18 protein-coding genes and 1 pseudogene are annotated in these 19,361 nt (G+C 72.6%); 9 read left to right on the top strand and 10 right to left on the bottom strand.

The features are described 5' to 3' along the window. Positions 1-224 precede the first annotated feature (224 nt). From ACIO3P_RS01335 to ACIO3P_RS01325, 3 genes are all read left to right on the top strand, one after another. Entirely contained in the window at positions 225-1,301 is a 1,077-nt protein-coding gene (locus tag ACIO3P_RS01335) for a fatty acid desaturase family protein (RefSeq protein WP_401849781.1), read from the top strand. Positions 1,302-1,369: 68 nt separating this feature from the next. Then, entirely contained in the window at positions 1,370-1,552 is a 183-nt protein-coding gene (locus tag ACIO3P_RS01330; protein WP_329822718.1) for a hypothetical protein, read from the top strand. An 83-nt stretch (positions 1,553-1,635) separates the two neighbouring features. Further along, positions 1,636-2,106 (top strand): GNAT family N-acetyltransferase, encoded by a 471-nt coding sequence (locus ACIO3P_RS01325; RefSeq protein WP_329822719.1) that lies wholly within the window; start codon positions 1,636-1,638, stop codon positions 2,104-2,106. Positions 2,107-2,148: 42 nt separating this feature from the next. Here the strand turns inward: ACIO3P_RS01325 and ACIO3P_RS01320 are convergent. From ACIO3P_RS01320 to ACIO3P_RS01305, 4 genes and pseudogenes are all read right to left on the bottom strand, one after another. Beyond that, positions 2,149-3,097 (bottom strand): annotated as a pseudogene (locus ACIO3P_RS01320) (hypothetical protein). 82 nt (positions 3,098-3,179) lie between these two features. After that, entirely contained in the window at positions 3,180-3,449 is a 270-nt protein-coding gene (locus ACIO3P_RS01315) for a hypothetical protein (protein WP_329822781.1), read from the bottom strand. A gap of 189 nt (positions 3,450-3,638) precedes the next feature. Continuing rightward, entirely contained in the window at positions 3,639-4,238 is a 600-nt protein-coding gene (locus ACIO3P_RS01310; protein ID WP_329822721.1) for a methyltransferase domain-containing protein, read from the bottom strand. A 63-nt stretch (positions 4,239-4,301) separates the two neighbouring features. After that, positions 4,302-4,730 carry a PPOX class F420-dependent oxidoreductase gene (locus ACIO3P_RS01305; protein ID WP_401849780.1) on the bottom strand — a complete coding sequence of 143 codons (429 nt, stop codon included), beginning with the start codon at positions 4,728-4,730 and terminating at the stop codon, positions 4,302-4,304. Between the two features lie 147 nt (positions 4,731-4,877). On the opposite strand from ACIO3P_RS01305, the gene ACIO3P_RS01300 reads away from it, so the two are divergent. Both ACIO3P_RS01300 and ACIO3P_RS01295 read left to right on the top strand, forming a co-directional pair. After that, positions 4,878-5,291, top strand: a complete 414-nt coding sequence (locus tag ACIO3P_RS01300; RefSeq protein WP_329822723.1) for a roadblock/LC7 domain-containing protein — start codon at positions 4,878-4,880, stop codon at positions 5,289-5,291. A 112-nt stretch (positions 5,292-5,403) separates the two neighbouring features. Beyond that, a complete protein-coding gene (locus ACIO3P_RS01295) occupies positions 5,404-6,363 on the top strand; it encodes a DUF6397 family protein (RefSeq protein ID WP_401849778.1) in 960 nt (319 codons plus the stop codon). Here ACIO3P_RS01295 and ACIO3P_RS01290 read toward each other — a convergent pair. Next, positions 6,348-7,355: a fibronectin type III domain-containing protein gene (locus ACIO3P_RS01290; protein ID WP_401849777.1), complete on the bottom strand. Its 1,008-nt coding sequence runs from the start codon at positions 7,353-7,355 to the stop codon at positions 6,348-6,350. The two genes, ACIO3P_RS01295 and ACIO3P_RS01290, sit on opposite strands and share 16 nt — an antisense overlap. Before the next feature lie 182 nt (positions 7,356-7,537). Beyond that, the gene (locus ACIO3P_RS01285; RefSeq protein WP_401850184.1) at positions 7,538-8,275 is read right to left on the bottom strand and encodes a carbonic anhydrase; all 738 of its coding nucleotides are present in this window, start codon (positions 8,273-8,275) and stop codon (positions 7,538-7,540) included. 264 nt (positions 8,276-8,539) lie between these two features. Here ACIO3P_RS01285 and ACIO3P_RS01280 point away from each other — a divergent pair, with 264 nt between their 5' ends. After that, entirely contained in the window at positions 8,540-9,031 is a 492-nt protein-coding gene (locus tag ACIO3P_RS01280) for a GNAT family N-acetyltransferase (RefSeq protein WP_401849776.1), read from the top strand. Between the two features lie 157 nt (positions 9,032-9,188). On the opposite strand, the gene ACIO3P_RS01275 is transcribed toward ACIO3P_RS01280, so the two are convergent. From ACIO3P_RS01275 to rhaI, 4 genes are all read right to left on the bottom strand, one after another. Further along, on the bottom strand, positions 9,189-10,217 hold the full coding sequence (locus ACIO3P_RS01275; protein WP_329822726.1) for a LacI family DNA-binding transcriptional regulator: 1,029 nt from the start codon (positions 10,215-10,217) through the stop codon (positions 9,189-9,191). Between the two features lie 148 nt (positions 10,218-10,365). Then, positions 10,366-11,877, bottom strand: a complete 1,512-nt coding sequence (locus tag ACIO3P_RS01270) for a rhamnulokinase family protein (RefSeq protein WP_401849775.1) — start codon at positions 11,875-11,877, stop codon at positions 10,366-10,368. Positions 11,878-12,037: 160 nt separating this feature from the next. After that, positions 12,038-14,089 carry a bifunctional aldolase/short-chain dehydrogenase gene (locus ACIO3P_RS01265; protein ID WP_329822728.1) on the bottom strand — a complete coding sequence of 684 codons (2,052 nt, stop codon included), beginning with the start codon at positions 14,087-14,089 and terminating at the stop codon, positions 12,038-12,040. A gap of 149 nt (positions 14,090-14,238) precedes the next feature. After that, the gene (rhaI, locus tag ACIO3P_RS01260; protein ID WP_329822729.1) at positions 14,239-15,408 is read right to left on the bottom strand and encodes an L-rhamnose isomerase; all 1,170 of its coding nucleotides are present in this window, start codon (positions 15,406-15,408) and stop codon (positions 14,239-14,241) included. 277 nt (positions 15,409-15,685) lie between these two features. Here rhaI and ACIO3P_RS01255 point away from each other — a divergent pair, with 277 nt between their 5' ends. The 3 genes from ACIO3P_RS01255 to ACIO3P_RS01245 are packed head-to-tail and all read left to right on the top strand — an operon-like array spanning position 15,686 to position 19,360. Next, entirely contained in the window at positions 15,686-17,257 is a 1,572-nt protein-coding gene (locus ACIO3P_RS01255) for a sugar ABC transporter ATP-binding protein (protein WP_329822730.1), read from the top strand. Further along, positions 17,254-18,303, top strand: a complete 1,050-nt coding sequence (locus tag ACIO3P_RS01250; RefSeq protein WP_329822731.1) for an ABC transporter permease — start codon at positions 17,254-17,256, stop codon at positions 18,301-18,303. The genes ACIO3P_RS01255 and ACIO3P_RS01250 overlap by 4 nt, the downstream gene beginning before the upstream one ends. Next, on the top strand, positions 18,287-19,360 hold the full coding sequence (locus tag ACIO3P_RS01245; protein ID WP_401849774.1) for an ABC transporter permease: 1,074 nt from the start codon (positions 18,287-18,289) through the stop codon (positions 19,358-19,360). The genes ACIO3P_RS01250 and ACIO3P_RS01245 overlap by 17 nt, the downstream gene beginning before the upstream one ends. Position 19,361 lies beyond the last annotated feature (1 nt).

Here is a 19,361-nt window from a genome sequence, read left to right as displayed (position 1 = left end):
AACACCCCCACCCCCCGTAAACCCCCTACCCCTTCCGGGGGTTGGCGCCATGGCCCGCGTATGCCGCGCCGCCGTACGTTTCAGGAGGTCAGACGCGCTGCGCGCGCCGCCCTTCGCCCCTCGCTCACGCCTCACCGTCCCCATCGCGTCCTCACCGTCCCCACGCGTACCCATCCCGTACCCACCGTCCCGTACTCATCTCGGCCGACAGACCGGAGACCGACATGCCCCGAACCGCCGCAGCCCCCGTCGCGGAGCCCATACCCGCCCCCGCGCCCCGCGCGGCCGGCAGCGACTTCGCACCCCTCCTGCGGACGGTCAGGGAACAGGGACTCCTGGAACGCCGCGTCGGCTGGTACGCGCGGGGCATCACCGTCAACCTCCTCCTCATGGCCGCGATCGTCGCCGGGCTGGTCCTCGTCGGCCCCTCCTGGTGGGCGCTGCTCCTGGCGCCGCCACTGGCCCTCGTCTCCGGACGGCTGGCATTCGTCGCCCACGACGCCGGGCACTCCCAGATCACCGCCCACCGAGGGAAGAGCCGGCTCGTCCAGCTCGTGCACGCCAATCTGCTGCTCGGCATGAGCCAGGAATGGTGGAACGACAAGCACAACCGGCACCACGCCAACCCCAACCACATCGACAAGGACCCGGACGTCGCCGCCGACATCCTCGTCTTCACCCAGCACCAGAGCGAGGGGCGCTCCGGGCTGCGCGGCTGGCTCACCCGCCACCAGGCATGGCTGTTCTTCCCGCTGACCACGCTGGAGGGCATCGCCCTCAAGGTCTACGGCGTCCAGGCCGTCCTCGCACGCGGTGCGGACCGGATGCCGGCCCGGCGCCGGGTCACGGAGGGCCTGCTGCTCCTGACCCACGCCGTCGGTTACGCCACGCTGCTGCTGACCACGCTCAGCGTCGGACAGGCCGTCGTCTTCGCGGTGATCCACCAGATGCTCCACGGGCTGCACCTCGGCATGGCCTTCGCGCCCAACCACAAGGGCATGGAGATGCCCGACCCGGAGAACTGCGCGGACTGGGGGCACCTGCGCCGCCAGGTCCTCACCTCGCGCAACGTCCGCGGCGGCCTGTTCACGGACTGGTTCCTGGGCGGGCTGAACTACCAGATCGAGCACCACCTCTTCCCCAGCATGCCCCGCCCCCACCTCCGGCTCGCGCAGCCGCTGGTCCGCGCGCACTGCCGGACGCTGGGGATCCCGTACACCGAGACCGGGCTGATCGAGTCGTACCGCCAGGCGCTCAGCCACCTGCACGAGGTCGGCGAACCGCTGCGCGCGGGCGCATAGTGGAACTGGCGGAGGACCGCGTGCGTTCAGTGAGCAGGAAGCGGCCACGCCGCGAAGGAGGCGTCGAGATGTCGACAAGCGCGAAGATCGCCATCGGGGGAGTGGCCGTTGGCCTTCTTCTGATGCCATTGATCGGATTCTGGTTCTCGCTGCTGGTGGTGATAGGGGTGCCGACAGCCGCGTATCTGATGCTGGACCCGTCGCAGCGCCGCAGGCTGCGCAGGATCAGCCGCAAGGAGCTGGGCCGCTGAGCGGCGGACCGTGGCGCGTGGGCGTGGACCCCGGACCGGGGTGACCGGTCCGGGGCCTTCGAGGGGCGCTAAGGTCGTCGGTTGTGGAGATCATGCCCATAGCCTTCGACCACCCCGACGCCGTCAAGCTCAGCGACGAGGCGCAGGCGGAGTACCTGAAACGCTTCGGCCATGACGACCTGACGCCCCTGCGCCCGTCGTACTTCGACCCGCCGCTGGGGCTGTTCCTCGTCGCCTACCGGGACGGGGCGCCCGTCGCCTCCGGCGGCTGGCGCGCCCAGGACACGGTGGCCGAGGGGTACGAGGGCGGGGACGCGGAGCTGAAGCGGATGTTCGTCGTCCCCGAGGCGCGCGGGCGTGGGCTGGCCCGCCGGGTGCTGGCGGAGCTGGAGGAGAGCGCGCGGCGCGCGGGCCGGGTACGGATGGTGCTGGAGACCGGCGATGTGCTGGCCGAGGCGGTCGGGCTCTACCGGTCCAGCGGCTATGTGCCGACCACGGGCTTCGGCTTCTACCGCGACCATCCGGACAGCACGTTCTTCCGGAAACCCCTGTGACACGGTGCGGTGAAACGGCGCCGCGGCGGTGCCGTGCCCACCTCAGGCGGGGCGTACGGCGATCTCGTCGAGCGCCTTGAGCAGCCCGGGCAGTTGAGGGCCGCGCCCGACCGGCAGCACCTCGCCCGGCTCCTTCGTCCAGGAGGACGAACGCCATGTCGTCGGTCCTGGCCACGAAGGACCAGCCGGGACCGTCGGCGCGCAGCGTCCGCGCCTCGTCCGGGGCGAAGCCGGACCGTATCCGGCCGGGCGGCGGCGCCGTGTCGGCGTCCACATGGGCGCGCAGCTCCGCCAGGGCGCGCACCACCCCCGGATGCGAGGGTGTCGGCATACCGCCGGCCCCGGAGGCCGCGGGGAGCCCGGAGGACTCAGGCGCATCGGAAGCCTCAGGCGCATCAGAGACCTCAGGCCCGTCGGAAGCCTCGGGCGCATCGGAGGCATCGGGCCCGTCGGGTGTCTCCGGGGCGGAGTCCTCGGCGTCCTCGAACCGCTCACGCCACGACGCCCATTGGAGCGCCACCTCGTCCGCCCCGAGGCGCCGCTGAGCCGGGCCCCACGCCTCGGTGTCGGGCGGCGTCAGGGGCAGCCGTACGGCGCTCTCCCCGGCCCCGGAGTCCTCGAAAGCCGCCGGTTCCGGATCGTGCGGGGCCGGCACACCCGGTGCCGCGACGGCCAGGGCCAGGGGCCAGCCGGGCAGCGCGCAGACGACGGTACGTTCGCCCGGGGACAGGTCGTACTCCATCCCGCAGTCCCAGGACGCGATCGCGACGGCGACCAGGGAGACGTCGTCGACCACGACGGTCCAGCGGGCGCCCTCGCCGTCCTGGCCCATGACCAGGCCGTATCCGCCCGGGTACGGCTCCAGCCCGAGGGCGGCGCACGCCTGCGCGTAGTCGTCGCCGAGCACGGCGGGGAACCGCGCGGGTGTGAGCAGCGCGGCGGTCAGTACGTACAGCGCGTCGTCGTCCACGGAGTCGTCCGTCGCGGCCACGGCACCTCCCCATCCCCAGGGTCTGTCGGCGCACCCTAGCCAGTCGGTGCCCCGGGCGTCGAGAGCCGGGCGGACGCGCTTCTCACGCGGTCGGCAGGCCCAGCAGGCTGCGGGCCACGGCCTGGGGCGACTCGTCCCGCTCGCGGGCCAGCGCGATCACCGCCCGGCAGGCCAGCTCGTTGACGCCGAAGGAGAGCGCCTCGGGCGAGACCCAGCCCGCCGCCTCGTCGATCCGCTGCTGATCGTCCTCCGCGCACGCGGACACATAGGTTGCGGCGGCCTCGAACAGGTTGTGCTGCCGGGGCCGGGGGTGGTTCGCGGACGGTGCGGCGGCACCGTCCGACACAAGGATCCTGCGCAGTCTGCTGAACACCGGGTCCGCCTTCCCTGCTGCCTGGCGCGATGCGAACCGCACGGTTGAGCGGGTCGCCCCTCCAACGTACGGTCGGCGCGGCGCCGACAGAAGAGGCCCTTCGGCGTCACCGGCCCTCCGGGCCCGGGGCCGGGGCCGGACGCGGCCGCGGTCAGGGCGACCCGGCCGTCAGCCGGCCCGTACCGCCAGCGCCAGGAAACGGGTGTCCTCGTCCGTGTACGACTCCATACGCCAGCCGGCACCGGCCAGCAGGGGGCGCAGCCGGGGCTCGGCGCGCAGATCGTCCTCGGTGATCCTGCGCCCCTGCCGGGCGGCGAGCGCGGCCCGGCCGATGGGGTGGAACAGCGCCAGCCGTCCGCCGGGCCGTACGACTCTGGCCAGCTCGCGCAGATTCTCCTGCGGCCGGGGCAGATGCGCGATCAGGCCCGCGCCGAACACCGCGTCCAGCGTCTCCGACCGCACCGGCAGCCGGCCCACATCGGCGAGCAGGAGCCGCCCGGCGCGGTGCCGCCGGGACCGTACCGCCGCCGCCAGCATCTCCGGCGTCAGATCGGCGCCCAGCACCGTGCCCCGCTCGCCCACGGCGTCCCGCAGGGGCGGCAGCGCACGCCCCGTACCGCATCCGGCGTCCAGGACCGCGTCGCCGGGGCGCAGCCCGAGTTCGGCGACGGCGGCGGCATAGGCGGGGCCGTCGTCCGGGAACCGGGCGTCCCACCCCGCCGCCCGCGCGCCGAAGAACTCCCGTACCTGCGTGTGGTCATGGGCCATACGCCCATGATCCCCCAGGGCCGGGCCACGCGCGGCGCGCGGGTGCGGATCAGCGGGTGCGGATCAGTCCGCCACGCCCGCGTACGCCAAGACCTTCTCGATCCGTACGCGCACCAGCAGTTCGCCCGGAACGCCGTTGCGCCTGCCGAACTCCGCGGCGCGCTCCTCGCCCATGTACCGCGCGGCGATGCGGGTCGCCCAGTGGAGCAGCCGCTCGGGGTCCTCGTCGGCCTCGGCACGGCCCTGGATCACCACGAAGCCGAACGGCGGCCGTTCGTCGTCCACGCAGAGCGCGAGCCGTCCGTCACGCAGCAGATTGCGGCCCTTCACGGTCTCCTTGCCCGTGTTGAAGACCAGGTCGTCCCCGTCGAGGACGAACCAGATCGGTGCGATGTGCGGGGATCCGTCCGCTCGTACGGTGGACAGCTTGCCGGTGCGCGTGCCCTCGGAGACGAAGGCGTGCCACTCGTCCTTGCTCATGTTTGTCGCCATGCCCGCATATTCCCGCGCGGGGAGACGCGGCGCGAAGTGACGCACCGGCACTCCCTTGTCCAGGGCGCGGCTTGCCCGGAGACGGTCGGTGCGGAAGGCTACGGGCGTTGTGGGACTTGGGGAACATCTGAACGGGGAGGGACGGCAATGCCACTCGAAAAGGGACTTGACTGGTTGCTGGACGACCTGACCGAACGGGTCGAGCACATCAAGCACGCGCTGGTGCTCTCGAACGACGGTCTGGTCACGGGCGCCAGTACGGGGCTGGCACGCGAGGACGCGGAACACCTCGCGGCGGTCTCCTCGGGGCTGCACAGCCTCGCACGGGGGTCGGGACGTCACTTCCGGGCGGGCAAGGCGCGGCAGACGATGGTCGAGTTCGACGAGGCTCTGCTCTTCGTCACCGCGGCGGGGGACGGCAGTTGCCTGTGCGTGCTGACCGCGGCCGAGGCCGATGTGGGCCAGGTCGCCTACGAGATGACTCTGCTCGTCAACCGGGTCGGTGAGCATCTCGGTGTCGCGGCGAGACAACCCGACCACACCACGCTGAGTGGCCTCTGACCAGGTCTCTTCGCTCGGCTGCCGGAGTTGTCCACAGGCCGGGCGGGAAAGTCCGCGGACGCGCTACGGTCGTCACCGAGAGTAGTTACCACTCACGGGGAGGACGACGACCATGTCCATCAGCGAGGCACGGACCCATGTCAGGACCGGCGACGACGGGGGAGCCGCGTCCGAAGCCGAGGAGAGCGCCTCGGGCGGGGTCGGACTGATCCGGGCGGCGCGGGAACTGCAACTGAAGCGCGGTGAGTTCGAGCTCGCGACGCAGCTCGGGCACATCCGCACCGAGGCGGGGACGGCCGGTGGCCGACGACAGGTGAGCCGGCGGGAGATCGAGCGGCTGCGGGCGGCGGAGGGGTTCCCGGACGCGCTGCGCGAGCGGGTACGGACGGTGGGCACGGCGGAGGGGGCGGCGCTGATGTCCGTCAGTCCGGGCCGGTTCACCCGGCTGGCGAGGGCGGGTTTCGTCGCGCCGGTGAACTTCTACCTCAACCGTTACCGCACGGTGGTCTGGCTCTATCTGGCCGACGAGTTGCGGGCGTGCGCCGCCGGGGATCCGAGGCTGCGCGTCGGGCGGCTGCCGCGAGGGCTCTGTGCCGGGGTCGACGAGAGCGACGACCGCCGCCCGCGCAACTGGAGGGGTCGGCGTATCGGCCATCTTCTGCACGAGAGCGAGGACCCCTGGGAACGGGTGGCCGTCGTGGGGTGTGTGCTCGACGCCGCCCATCTCGCCGAGCTGGTGCGCGACCCGTACGAGCGCGCCTATCTGAACCGGCTGGCGCCCGATCTCTTCCGCCCGTATCCGGAGTCCGAGGCGGCGAGGTCGGCGGTGGGGCGGCTGCTGCTGGCGGACCACCCGGACGAGATCGGCTGGCACCGCGCCAGTCTGGAGACGTTTCTGACGGAGGCGAGGCTGGCTCGTCCCGCGCCGCGGGCCGAGGGGCCCACCACGCGTGCGGAGGGGGCAGGGCCGCCGTTCGGCGGCCCGCTCGGTGGCCTCCTGACGCGACTGCGGGCCAGGCGGGAGCGGGGGCCGGGTCCCATGGGCGCCGCGCCGTCTCACGATCGGGGGTGACGGTCCGCGGTGGGTCGACCGTCCGGGGCGGTGACGACGGTACGTTCCGCGGAGAAGGCGCCCCAGGTGCCGTCGGGCAGCTTCGCCCGGAGCTTCACCCGAAAGGACTCGCCCGCGGTCCTGCTCACGTAGACGCTGTAGGTCGCCCGGCCCCGGGGTGCCTCGTCGCCCCAGACCAGGGTCGTCGCGAACTTCCCGTCCAGATGGATCTGATAGGCGGGCACCTCACCGCCGGTCCGCGGTGGGAGCCAGGACAGGTCGGCGTAGTAGGCGCCGTCGGCGGCACGCGCCGTGGCCCGCAGGCCGGTCGGCGCGGTGTCCGGGTCGTCCCCCGGGCCGTGCGGGGTGGTGATCTCGACGGTGCGGCTCGCGGGCGAGGTGTTGTCCGCCGCGTCCCGGGCGACCACCGTGAAGCGGTAGGGGGTTCCCGGCCGCAGCAGGGTGACCCGGGCCGAGGTCGCGTCCGCGCCGACGCTGTGGATCCTGGAGCCGCCCTGGTGGATGTCGTACGAGACGATGCCCTGCCCGTCCGGGGCCGGGTCCCAGGTGAGGCGCGCCGCGCGGGCGCCGTCGCTCCTGCCCCGCACCCCGGTGGGGCCGGCGGGCGGGTCCTGGTCCTCGGCGACGGTCGCGGGCGTGGCGACGGACACGGTCGCGCTGTGCGGCGAGACGGTGCCGTCGGTGCCCCGGGCGCGGACCGTGAAGGTGTAGCGGCTCGACGGGGTGAGCCCGGCGATGTCGGTCATGGTGGTGTCGCCGGGGACGTCCTTGACCTTCGTCCCGCTCCGGTAGACGTCGTACCCGCGGACGCCGTCCTCGGCCGGGGCCGGGTGCCACATGACATGGGCGGACGTGGCGCTGCCGGCCTGGACGGTGACCCCCGCGGGGGCCGAGGGCGCCGTCGCCCGCCGGTCGTTCGCGCCGCACGCGGTCGTCACGAGGAGAGCCGTGCATACGAGACCGAGCGTGGCGCCGGTACGGAACCTGGTCATGGCCGTGTCCTTCACCCGGGTGCAATGGTCTAGACATATATGACACAGGTGTCGGGTTCACATCAAGAGGGAGGTTCGCATCGCTGCGCGGGAAAGGCGCGCGGGGGAGGGGGAGTTCCGGGCGCCGCCCTTCCCCGGCGGGGGCGGGGTGGGCGGCGGGTGCCGGTACTGCGGCGGTACGGTCAGGCGGTGCGGTGGACGAGCTGGGTGCCCAGTTCGTACCGTGCGCCGACGATGGCCAGCTTGCCCTCGGCCACCTTGGCCGCGAGGTCGGGCTCCGAGGCGAGGCGGGCGCGGACCATCTCCACGTTGGCGGTCACGGTGGAGTCGACGCGCGCGGTGCCGTGCTGCGTGTGGTCGATCGCGGGCCGGATCTGGTCGGCCAGGTACTGGATGTGGGCCGGGAGTTCCTCACCCGTCTCCTCGGCCTCGACCGCTGCCGCGACGGCGCCGCAGGACTGGTGGCCGAGGACCAGGATCAGCGGTATGCCCAGTTCGAGCACGCCGTAGCTGATGCTGCCGAGGACGGCCTCGTCCAGCACCTCGCCGGCCGAGCGTACGGTCATCAGATCGCCGAGCCCCTGGTCGAAGACGAGCTCCGGCGGGACCCGGGAGTCGATGCACCCGAGGATGAGGGCGAAGGGGTGCTGGCCCGAGACGAGGGCCGTACGGACGGCCTCCGACTCGTCCGGGTGATGCTGCCGGAAGGTCCGCCAGCGCCGGTTCCCCTCGGTGAGTTCGGCCAGTGCCTCGTCGGCGGTGGTGGGCCGCGGCCGGGCGGCCGGTGCGGCGGCGCCGGCGACAGGGGCGGTCAGTGCCACACCGGCGGTGGCGGCCGTCCCCGCGAGGGCCGCGCGGAGCAGGGTGCGGCGGGGTGTGCCGGTGGTGGGCGATGGTCTCTGGGTGCGCTTGGTCAATATCACCGCCGGAGACTAACCGTGACAACCTTGGCCATTGCTTTTCACGGGGGAATTGTTGACGCATTCTTGAACCAAGCATGCGGCGTACGCAGGGGGTTGGGCTTCCGGACCCGCTGCGTTCACCCCTCGGCCGGGTGGTCGCGGAGCGCTTCCGCGGCGGGCTGTGGTTGCATGGTCCGGGTGAATCGACAGACTATGCCAGCGGCCGATGACATCCCGATGTGCGATGTCCGGCGACGCGACGTGGGTGATCTCGACGATTGCGTGAGTGTGCTCGCCGAAGTGCACAAGGTCGACGGCTATCCGGTGAACTGGCCCGCCACGCCCGCCGATTGGCTGGCGCCGCCCGAGCAGCTCGCCGCCTGGGTGGCCGAACTCGACGGCCGGATCGTCGGCCACCTCGCACTCTCCCCGCCCGTCGAGGGCGACGCGGCACCCGCGCTCTGGGGCGAACGCACGGGCGCGGCCCCCGGCGAAGTCGCCGTGGTGACCCGTCTGTTCGTCTCCCCGGACGCCCGCGGCCACGGCATCGGAGCTCTCCTGATGTCCCAGGCATTACGTGAGGCCGGAACCCGCGGGCTGCACCCCGTCCTGGACGTCCTGGCGGCCGACACCGGCTCCGTGGCGTTCTACGAACATCTGGGCTGGACCCTGTTGGACATCGCCGAACAGCGCTGGAGCCAGGAGCAGACGGTCACCGTCCACTGCTACGCGGCCCCCGTCAGGTCCACGGGCCAGGCGTCGCGTCACCCCTGATCCGCACGTGCGGACGCAGGCCGTCCAGCCGGTGGAGCCACATCGGCCGGTGCCCCAGGCGCCGGCGCCTCCAGCACCCTCGGAGCGACACCGCGTCCGCGCTCCGGGGGAGGGGCGCGTCCCGTACGGACGGTCGGTCTCGCCCGCCGCGGCCGGGCTACTCCCCGCTCTCCAGACGGCGCGTGGAGCTGCGGACCACCAACTCGGGCTGGAGCACGACCGAGCGGTGCGTATGGTGCTGCGCGTCCGGCCCCGTCTCGTCCATCAGCATCTCCGCGGCCGTCCGCCCCATCGCGTCCGCGGGCTGCCGTACGGACGTCAGCGGGACGACCGCCGCCGCGGCGAACTCGATGTCGTCGTAGCCGACGATCGACACGTCTCCGGGGACGTCCACCCCGGCCCCGTACATCGCCTGGAGAACCCCCAGCGCCAGCAGGTCGTTGGCGCAGAACACGGCCGTCGGACGCTCGGCGAGACCCAGCAGCCGCGCCCCCGCGTCGATGCCCGAGGCGACGTCCAGCCGCGCCGACTCCACCTGGCGCAGCGCCTCTTCCGGCAGTCCGGCCTCGCGCAGGGCCGCCAGCGCGCCCGTACGGCGGTCCCGGCACTGGGGGAGTGACATCGGGCCGCTGATGTACGTCACGGAGCGGTGCCCGGCGGCCAGCAGATGCCCCACGGCGAGCGCGCCGCCCGCCACGTCGTCCACCGAGACGGAGCAGCCCTCGGAGGCGGGCACGGCACGGTCGACATGGACGAACGGAATGTCCCGGCGCGCGAACTCCCGTACGTTGTGGCCCGTCGTGTCCGCCGGAGTGAGCAGCACCCCGCGCACCCGCTGCTCGGTGAAGAGCGACAGGTACTCCGCCTCCTCGGCCGGGCTGCCCGCGCTGTTGCAGAGCATCACCCCGAGCCCGGTCTCGCGCGCCGCGCGTTCCGCCCCCTTGGCGACGGCCACGAAGAACGGGTTCGCCATGTCGAGCACGAGGATCGCCAGAATGCGGCTGGTACCCACCCGGAGCTGCCGGGCCGTCTCGCTGCGGACGAATCCGAGCTGGTCTATGACCGCACGCACCCGCACCCGAGTGGGTTCGGACACCTTCTCGGGACGGTTGAGCACGTTCGAGACGGTGCCGACCGAGACACCGGCCAGCCGGGCCACGTCCTTGATGCCGACCGTCTGCGCCACGCGTCCTGCCCGTTCTGTCACATCTCGCTGGTACCCCTGACCGGGTGAACCATCATATCGGGGGACACGGGTCCGGACACGTGCCGTGTACACCCGAATCGCCCGGCGCGTCGCTGAGCGCGCGGCCGGCCCCGGTCCGGTCCGTACGTCAGCGCCGTACCCCCGCGTCCTCGATCAGCGCGGCGGCCCGGTCCCACGCCGCCCGCCCGGCCCGGTCGGCGGCCGGTTCGTACCGGCGCGGCTCCAGCGTGGCGCGCAGCAGCGCGCGCAGATCGGTGAGAGTGCCGTCGACGGCGCCCGCCGCGCGCGCCTGGACCAGGACGTTGCCGAGGGCCGCTGCCTCCGCCGGGCCCGCGACGACGGGCAGGCCGCAGGCGTCCGCGGTGAGTTGGCACAGCAGCGTGTTGTGCGCGCCGCCACCCACGATGTGCACCGTGTCCACCGAGCGCCCGGACAGCCGCTGCGCGTCCTCGATCGCGCGCCGGTGCGCCAGCGCCAGCGAGTCCAGGACGCACCGGGCGGTCTCGGCGGGCCCCTGCGGCACCCGTACGCCGAGGCTCTGGCAGGCGTCCGCGATACGGTGCGGCATCTGGCCCGGCGCCAGGAACGCCGGGTCGTCCGCGTCGACGAACGACCGCAGCCCCGGCGCCTCGGCGGCCTCGGCGAGCAGCCGGTCCAGCGGCTGGGGGGCGGCCTCGGCCTCCCAGGTGCGCAGGCACTCCTGGAGCAGCCAGAGCCCCATGATGTTGCGCAGATAGCGGACGGTGCCGTCCACGCCCAGCTCGTTGGTGAAGTTGGCCCGCCTGCTCTCCTCCGTCAGTACCGGGGCGTCCAGCTCCAGACCGGCCAGCGACCAGGTGCCGGTGGCGACATAGGCGAACCGGTCGCCGGAGGCGGGCACCGCGGCGACGGCCGACGCCGTGTCGTGCGAGCCGACGGCCGTCACCGGCACCGGACCGCTCAGCCCCGTCTCGGCCAGCACGTCGGGGAGCAGCGTCCCGGCCGGCGCGCCCGGCGCCCGCAGGGCGGGGAAGAGGGAGAGGTCGATCCCGAGCGGCTCGGCGACGGACCGGGCCCAGTCGCGCGTCCGGGGGTCGATGAGCTGCGTCGTGGAGGCGTTGGTCAGCTCCGTGCCGGCCTCGCCGGTGAGCCAGTACGCGATGAGATCGGGGATCAGCAGCAGCCGGTCCGCGGCGGAGAGCGCCGCACTGCCCCGCGCGGCGGTGAGCTGGTACACGGTGTTGAACGGCAGGTACTGCAGGCCGGTCGCCCCGTACAGCGCGGCGGGCGGCAGCACCGTGGCGACCTTCTCGGCCTCGCCCTCGGTACGCGTGTCGCGGTAGTGCACGGGGTTGCCGAGCAGCGCGCCCGACGCGTCGAGCAGCCCGTAGTCGACGGCCCAGGTGTCGATGCCGACGCTCGCGGGGGCCCGCCCGGCCGCCGCGCCCGCGGCCCTCAGACCGTCCAGCACCCCGCCGTACAGGGACAGGATGTCCCAGTGCAGGGTGCCGGAGATCCGCACCGGACGGTTGGGGAACCGGTGGACCTCCTCAAGGCGCAGCGTCCCGGCGCCCCGGCCGGAGACATGGCCGACCATGACGCGGCCACTGGACGCGCCGAGGTCGACGGCGGCGAAGGGAAGCGGTTCGGTGGATGACACGGCGGACCCCGGGATGACACGGCGGGCCCCGGCGGACGCCGGGGACCAGCGGGCGGAAGAAGGAACGGGCGGACGGCGGTGAACAGCGGGGGAGCGCGGTCCGGGACCTGCCGTCACGGACGGGCCCCGGCCGCGCGGTCCGCTACGGGGCCGGACAGCTCTAGCGCAGGAACGCCGCCGCGACGCCCGCGTCCACCGGGACGTGCAGACCGGTGGTGTGGCTCAGCTCGCCGCCCGTCAGGACGAAGACCGCCGCCGCCACATGCTCCGGCAGCACCTCGCGCTTGAGGATGGTCCGCTGCGCGTAGAACTCGCCCAGCTTCTCCTCCTCCACGCCGTACACCGCCGCGCGCTCCGCGCCCCAGCCGCCCGCGAAGATCCCGGAGCCCCGGACCACCCCGTCGGGGTTGACGCCGTTGACCCGGATCCCGGCCCCGCCCAGCTCGGCAGCGAGCAGCCGTACCTGATGGGCCTGGTCGGCCTTGGTCGCGGAGTACGCGATGTTGTTCGGGCCGGCGAACACCGCGTTCTTCGACGCGATGTAGACGATGTCCCCGCCGAACCCCTGGTCGGTCATGACCCGGGCCGCCTCCCGCGAGACGAGGAACGAGCCGCGGGCCATGATGTCGTGCTGGAGGTCCCAGTCCCTGGCCGTCGTCTCCAGCAGCGGCTTGGAGATCGAGATGCCGGCGTTGTTGACGACCAGGTCCACCCCGCCGAAGGCGAGGGCCGCCGCGTCGAACGCCGCCCGGATCTGCTCCTCGTCCGTCACATCGACGGTCACCGCGACGGCCCGGTCCGTGCCGCCCAGCTCCTCGGCGACGGTGGCCGCGCCCTCGGCGTTGAGATCCGCGACCACGACGCACGCGCCCTCGGCGGCCAGCCGGTGCGCGACGGCCCGGCCGATCCCCGACCCGGCGCCCGTCACCAGCGCCACCCGGGTGGCCAGCGCCTTCGGGGCCGGCATCCGGCGCAGCTTGGCCTCCTCCAGCTCCCAGTACTCGATACGGAACTTCTCGGACTCCTCGATGGGCGCGTACGAGGAGACGGCCTCGGCGCCGCGCATCACATGGACGGCGTTCACATAGAACTCACCGGCGACCCGGGCGGTCTGCTTGTCCTTGCCGAACGAGAACATCCCCACGCCCGGCACCAGCACGATCGCCGGGTCGGCCCCGCGCATCGCCGGTGAGTCCGGGGTGGCGTGCCGCTCGTAGTACGCCCGGTACTCCGCCCGGTACGCCGTGTGCAGCGCGGCCAGCCGCTCCCGCATCTCCTCCAGCGGCGCCCCGGCGGGCAGATCCAGGACCAGCGGGCGGACCTTGGTGCGCAGGAAGTGGTCCGGGCAGGAGGTGCCCAGCGCGGCCAGCCGCGGATGCTCCTCACGCGCCAGGAAGTCGAGGACCGGCTCCGCGTCCGTGTAGTGGCCGACCTGAGGCCGGTCCGTGGAGGCGAGGCCCCGGATCAGCGGGGCGAGCGCGGCGGCCTTCGCCCGCCGCTCGGCCTCGGGCAGCGGCGCGTACCCCTCCCGTACGGGACCGAAGGGCTCGGGCGTGCCACGCTCCGTCAGGAACGCCTCGGCCGTACGGATGATGTGCAGCGAGTTGCGCTCGCACTCCTCGGAGGTGGCGCCCCACGCGGTGATGCCGTGCCCGCCGAGCACACAGCCGATCGCGGCGGGGTTGGCCTCCTTGACCGCGGCGATGTCCAGACCGAGCTGGAAGCCGGGGCGCCGCCAGGGCACCCAGGCCACGGTGTCGCCGAAACACTCCGCCGTCAGCTTCTCGCCGTCGGCCGCGCAGGCCAGCGCGATCCCCGAATCGGGGTGGAGATGGTCCACATGAGCGGCGTCGACCAGCCCGTGCATCGCCGTGTCGATCGACGGCGCCGCACCGCCCTTGCCGTGCAGGCAGTAGTCGAACGCGGCGACCATCTCGTCCTCGCGCTCCACTCCCGGGTACACCCCGGTCAGCGCGCGCAGCCGGTCCACCCGCAGCGCGGCGAGACCACCCGCGGTGAGGGTGCCCAGATCGCCGCCCGACCCCTTGACCCACATCAGCTCGACGTCGTCGCCGGTCACGGGGTCGGTGGTGGATCCCTTGGCGGAGGTGTTGCCACCGGCGTAGTTGGTGTTGCGCGGATCGGCGCCGAGCCGGTGCGAACGCTCCAGCAGTTCGGCCGCCGCCGGATGGATGGAAGGCTGGTCGGTCATCATGTCCCTCTGTGAGGTGCGGTCTTCGGGGGCGGAAGGCGCGGACGGGCGGGGGTACGGGGGTACGGGTACGGGGGTACGAGGCGGGCGGACGGGCCGGCCGGGTACGAGAGGCCGGGCAGGGGTACGGCGCTGCTGGGCCGGCCCCCTCAGGCGCCCCAGCCCGCCTGGGTCCCGCCGATCCGTTCGGCGACGATCTTCTCGCCGTATCCGGAGGCGCGGTACGCGGCGACGGGGTCGGCGTCCGCGCCCAGTTCGGCGCGCGCCTCGGCCACCAGCGGCCGGACGTCCGTGTTGAAGGCGTCCATGATCACCGCGTTGGCCCCGAGCACGTCGCCCGAGCGCTGGGCCGAATCCAGCGCCTCCGCGTCCACCAGCAACGCCTTGGCCGTGGCCTCCTGGACGTTCATCACCGAGCGGATGATCGCGGGGATCTTCTCCTCGATGTTGTGGCACTGGTCGAGCATGAAGGCCGTGTCCGCCGTGTACCCGCCGCCCCTGATCACCTCGTACATGATCCGGAAGAGCTGGAAGGGGTCAGCCGCCCCGGCCATCAGGTCGTCGTCCGCGTAGAAGCGGGAGTTGAAGTCGAAGCCGCCGAGCTTCTTCTCGCGCAGCAGGAGCGCCACGATGAACTCGATGTTGGTGCCCGGCGCGTGGTGCCCGGTGTCCACGACGACCTGCGCCTTCTCGCCCAGCTTGAGGCAGTGCGCGTACGCGGTGCCCCAGTCGGGAACGTCCGTGGCGTAGAAGGCGGGCTCGAACAGCTTGTACTCCAGCAGCATCCGCTGGCCTTCGCCGAGCCGCTCGTACACCGCGGACAGCGCCTCGGCGAGCCGTCCCTGACGGGCGGAGAGGTCGTCCTGGCCGGGGTAGTTGGTGCCGTCGGAGAACCACAGCTTCAGGTCGCGCGACCCGGTGGCGTCCATGATGTCCACGCACTCCAGCAGATGCCCCAGCGCCTTGCGGCGCACGGCGGCGTCCGGATGGGTGACCGAGCCGAGCTTGTAGTCGTCGTCCTGGAACACGTTCGAGTTGATCGTCCCGATACGCAGCCCCAACTCGCGCGCGTGCGCGGCGAGCGCGCCGTAGTCGTCCACGCGGTCCCAGGGGATGTGCAGCGCCACCGACGGCGCGACCCCCGTGTGGGCGTGCACCCGCGCGGCGTCCGCGAGCTTCTCCTGCGGTGTGCGCGGCACGCCCTGCTGCGCGAAGACCTTGAACCGTGTACCGGAGTTCCCGAACGCCCACGACGGCGTCTCGACTGCCTGCGACTTCAGCGCCGCCTTCACAGCGGACACGGCGGATCGACCCGTCATCTCTCAGCGCTCCCGTGGTGCGGACTCGCGGGGCGAGTCGGTGTCACGATCCTTTATGAATCGTTTCATCGCGTGAAGCTATGGGAGTCCCCCATCCGTGTCAACCCTCCGCGCGGCACCTTTGAACGCTGTGTGTCATGTCCCCGTGAGCCTCACCGGAAAATGTCGAGCGCACCCCATTGACGTCGCAGAGCATCGCCGTTTAGCTTCCGTGCAACCTCATTGAAACCTTTCAGGGCGGGTGGCACAACGCGTCCCCCTCGCTGAGGAGCCCCTCATGAACGAGCCCGCCAAGGACCCGGCCACGGACCCCGGAACAGACCCCGCACCGGACCCGGCACCGGCGCCCGCCCCCGTGCTGGCCCTGAGGGACGTGAGCAAGTCCTTCGGCGCCGTACGCGCCTTGCGGGACGTCTCCCTCCAACTCCTGCCCGGTGAGGCGCACGCCCTCGCCGGGGAGAACGGCGCCGGCAAGTCCACGCTGATCAAGACGCTCGCCGGGGTGCACAGGCCGGACGCCGGAGACGTACTCCTCGACGGCGAGCCCGTCGTCTTCCACGGCCCCGCGGACGCCAGGGACGCGGGCATCGCCGTCATCTACCAGGAGCCCACGCTCTTCCCCGACCTGTCGATCGCCGAGAACATCTTCATGGGCCGTCAGCCGCGCCGGGCCCTCGGCAGGATCGACCACCGGGCCGTACGGGAGACCACCGCCGCGCTGATGAAGCGGCTCGGCGTGGAACTCGACCCCGACCGGCCCGCCCGCGGACTCTCCATCGCCGACCAGCAGATCGTGGAGATCGCCAAGGCGCTCTCCTTCGACGCCCGCGTCCTGATCATGGACGAGCCGACCGCGGCGCTCACCGGCGGCGAGACCGCCCGGCTCTTCTCCGTCGTACGAACGCTGCGCGCCGAGGGCGCCGCCGTCCTGTTCATCTCCCACCGCCTGGAGGAGATCTTCGCCCTCTGCCAGCGCGTCACGACCCTGCGGGACGGCCGTTGGATCTCCTCGCAGCCGCTGGCCGGGCTCACCGAGGACGACCTCGTCCGCTCCATGGTCGGCCGCGACCTGGGCGAGCTCTACCCCAAGCAGCGGGCGACCGTCGGCGAGATCGCGCTGTCGGTACGGAGACTGACCAGGGAGGGCGTCTTCCGCGACGTCTCCTTCGACGTGCGCCGGGGCGAGATCGTCGCCCTGGCCGGCCTGGTGGGCGCCGGCCGCAGCGAGGTCGCGCAGGCCGTCTTCGGCGTCGACCGGGCCGACGCGGGCGAGGTCCAGGTCGGCGGACGGACCCTGCCGGCCGGATCACCGACCGCCGCCATGGCCGCGGGGCTCGCCCTGGTCCCCGAGGACCGCCGGCTGCGCGGCCTCGTGATGGACATGTCCATCGAGCGGAACATCGGCCTCACCGGACTCGGCCGGCTCGGCCGGGGCGGCATGGTCAGCCGGGTCCTGGAGCGCGGCCGGGCCGCCGACTGGGCCGTACGCCTCCAGCTCAAGTACAACCGCCTCGCCGACCCCGTCGGCGTGCTCTCCGGCGGCAACCAGCAGAAGGTCGTCCTCGCCAAATGGCTGGCGACCGAACCCGCCGTGCTCATCGTCGACGAACCCACCCGGGGCATCGACGTCGGCACGAAGGCGGAGGTGCACCGGCTGCTCTCCGCGCTCGCCGCGGACGGACTCGCCGTCCTGATGATCTCCTCCGACCTGCCCGAAGTGCTGGGCATGGCCGACCGGGTGCTCGTCATGCACGAGGGGCGGCTCACCGCGGAGATACCGCGGGCCGAGGCGGACGAGGAGACGGTGATGGCGGCGGCGACCGGTCTGGGCGAAAGGGCTGCGGCATGACCACCGTGACGGACCGGCCCACCACGGACACCAAGGACGACACCTCGGCGCGCTCCCTCGTCGACACCGTGTTCCGGGCCAGGGAGATCAGCATCGCCGGAGCGCTGGCGCTGCTCATCCTCGGCACCTGGATCTCCAACCCGCGCTTCCTCGACGACCAGGGCGTCAAGGACCTCCTCCTCAACGCCTCCATCCTGGTCCTGCTGGCCGTCGGCCAGTCCGTGGTCGTCGTGACCCGCAACATCGACCTGTCGGTCGGCTCGGTCGTCGGGCTCTCCGCCTTCGCCTGCGGCAAGTTCGTCGCCGGCACCGACCACGGCGTCCTCACCGTCCTGCTGCTGGGCATCGCCATAGGTGTGGCCTGCGGACTGGTCAGCGGAGCCCTCGTCAGCTTCGGCCGGGTCCCCGCGCTCGTGGTCACCCTGGGCATGCTCTACATCATCCAGGGACTCGACTACTGGTGGGCGCAGGGCGACCAGATCAGCGCGAGCGACGTCCCCGACCCGATCCTGGGACTCGGCAGCGGCAGCGTCCTCGGCATCCCCTACCTCCCGCTCATCGCCCTCGCCCTGCTCGCCGCCACCGCCTACTTCCTGCGCGGTTACCGGTCCGGACGCGAGCTGTACGCGATCGGCTCCAACCCCGAGGCGGCGCGGCTCGCCGGGGTCCCGATCCGCCGCCGGATCCTCGGCGCGTACGCCTTCTCCGGCGCCGTCGCCGGGTTCGCCGGCGCCCTGTGGCTCGCCCGCTTCGGCACCGTCGTCGCGGACAATGCCCACGGCTGGGAACTCACCGTCGTCAGCGCCGTCGTCGTCGGCGGCGTCGCCATCACCGGCGGCACCGGAACGGTCTGGGGCGCGGCGCTCGGCGCGCTGCTCCTCACCACCATCGGCAGCGCGCTGATCGTCCTGAAGGTCGACGCGTTCTGGCAGGGCGCCATCACCGGCGCGCTGCTCCTCACGGCCATCAGCGTCGACCGGATCGTCTCCCTGCGCATGACCGCAGCACTGAGGAAGAGGAGCGCCCGACATGGGAATGGCGCCTGACACACAGACCGCGCCGCGGCCCCCGGTGAAGACGCCCGAGGAGCGTCCCGCGACGGCGGGGGAGCGGGTACGGGCCGTGGGCCTGCGCTGGGACACGGCGGTCGGCGCCCTGCTGGTGGCGGTGTTCGTCGTCGGCCTCGGCACCACGGAAGGGTTCGCCTCCGGCGAGAACCTGGCCTTCGCGTTCAACGACATCGCCGAGGTCGCCCTCATCGCCCTGCCCATGACCCTGCTGGTGGTGGCCGGACAGGTCGATCTCTCCGTCGCCTCCATGCTGGGCCTGGGCAGCGCGCTGACCGGCGCCCTGTGGAACGCGGGCTGGGCCTTCGAGACGATCGTCCCCGTCGTGCTGGTCGTCGGCGTCGCCGGAGGGCTTCTCAACGGCTGGCTCGTCACCCGGGTCGGGCTGCCCTCGCTCGCCGTCACCATCGGCACGCTCGCGCTCTACCGCGGCCTCGCCTCCGTGGCGCTGGGCAGCGACGCGGTCACCGACTTCCCCGCCACGTACGCGGACTGGGCCGTGGACACCACCACCGTCCCCGGCACCTTCCTCACCTACCCCGTGCTCCTCTTCCTCGTGCTGGCCGTGGTCACCGCCGTGGTGCTGCACGCCACCGCCTTCGGCCGGTCGCTGTTCGCGATCGGAGCCCAGGAGGAGGCCGCCTACTTCGCCGGCATCCGGGTCAAGCGCTTCAAGCTGATCCTCTTCGTGCTCACCGGGGCGGTCTCCGCCTTCGCCGGTGTCGTCTTCACCCTGCGGTACGGCAGCGCCCGCGCCGACAACGGTCTCGGCTTCGAGATGCTCGTCATCGCCTCCGTCCTGCTGGGCGGCGTCGACTTCGACGGCGGCAAGGGCACGCTCTTCGGCGCGGTCGCCGGCGTGCTGCTCATCGGGGTCCTGAAGAACCTGCTCACGCTGAACGACGTACCCAACGAGGTCCAGGTCATCGTGACCGGGCTGCTGCTCGTCGCCTCCGTCCTCACCCCCCGGGTCATCGCCGCCGCCGTGGAACGAAGGCACCGGCGCGCCGCCGACAGCACCGTCCCCGAGTCCTGAA

Source organism: Streptomyces sp. NPDC087310, from assembly GCF_044744405.1.
In the GTDB taxonomy this organism is placed as follows: domain Bacteria; phylum Actinomycetota; class Actinomycetes; order Streptomycetales; family Streptomycetaceae; genus Streptomyces.
Note: the sequence above shows the minus strand (reverse complement) of the source record. Positions and strands in the feature narration are given on the sequence as shown.

What these genes read in the sequence shown, in the direction of transcription:
- ACIO3P_RS01335 (WP_401849781.1), top strand. Translation starts at nt 225, where the DNA reads ATGCCCCGAACCGCCGCAGCCCCCGTCGCGGAGCCCATACCCGCCCCC.
- ACIO3P_RS01330 (WP_329822718.1), top strand. Translation starts at nt 1,370, where the DNA reads ATGTCGACAAGCGCGAAGATCGCCATCGGGGGAGTGGCCGTTGGCCTT.
- ACIO3P_RS01310 (WP_329822721.1), bottom strand. Translation starts at nt 4,238, where the DNA reads ATGGCCCATGACCACACGCAGGTACGGGAGTTCTTCGGCGCGCGGGCG.
- ACIO3P_RS01305 (WP_401849780.1), bottom strand. Translation starts at nt 4,730, where the DNA reads ATGGCGACAAACATGAGCAAGGACGAGTGGCACGCCTTCGTCTCCGAG.
- ACIO3P_RS01300 (WP_329822723.1), top strand. Translation starts at nt 4,878, where the DNA reads ATGCCACTCGAAAAGGGACTTGACTGGTTGCTGGACGACCTGACCGAA.
- ACIO3P_RS01295 (WP_401849778.1), top strand. Translation starts at nt 5,404, where the DNA reads ATGTCCATCAGCGAGGCACGGACCCATGTCAGGACCGGCGACGACGGG.
- ACIO3P_RS01290 (WP_401849777.1), bottom strand. Translation starts at nt 7,355, where the DNA reads ATGACCAGGTTCCGTACCGGCGCCACGCTCGGTCTCGTATGCACGGCT.
- ACIO3P_RS01265 (WP_329822728.1), bottom strand. Translation starts at nt 14,089, where the DNA reads ATGACCGACCAGCCTTCCATCCATCCGGCGGCGGCCGAACTGCTGGAG.
- rhaI (WP_329822729.1), bottom strand. Translation starts at nt 15,408, where the DNA reads ATGACGGGTCGATCCGCCGTGTCCGCTGTGAAGGCGGCGCTGAAGTCG.
- ACIO3P_RS01255 (WP_329822730.1), top strand. Translation starts at nt 15,686, where the DNA reads ATGAACGAGCCCGCCAAGGACCCGGCCACGGACCCCGGAACAGACCCC.
- ACIO3P_RS01250 (WP_329822731.1), top strand. Translation starts at nt 17,254, where the DNA reads ATGACCACCGTGACGGACCGGCCCACCACGGACACCAAGGACGACACC.
- ACIO3P_RS01245 (WP_401849774.1), top strand. Translation starts at nt 18,287, where the DNA reads ATGGGAATGGCGCCTGACACACAGACCGCGCCGCGGCCCCCGGTGAAG.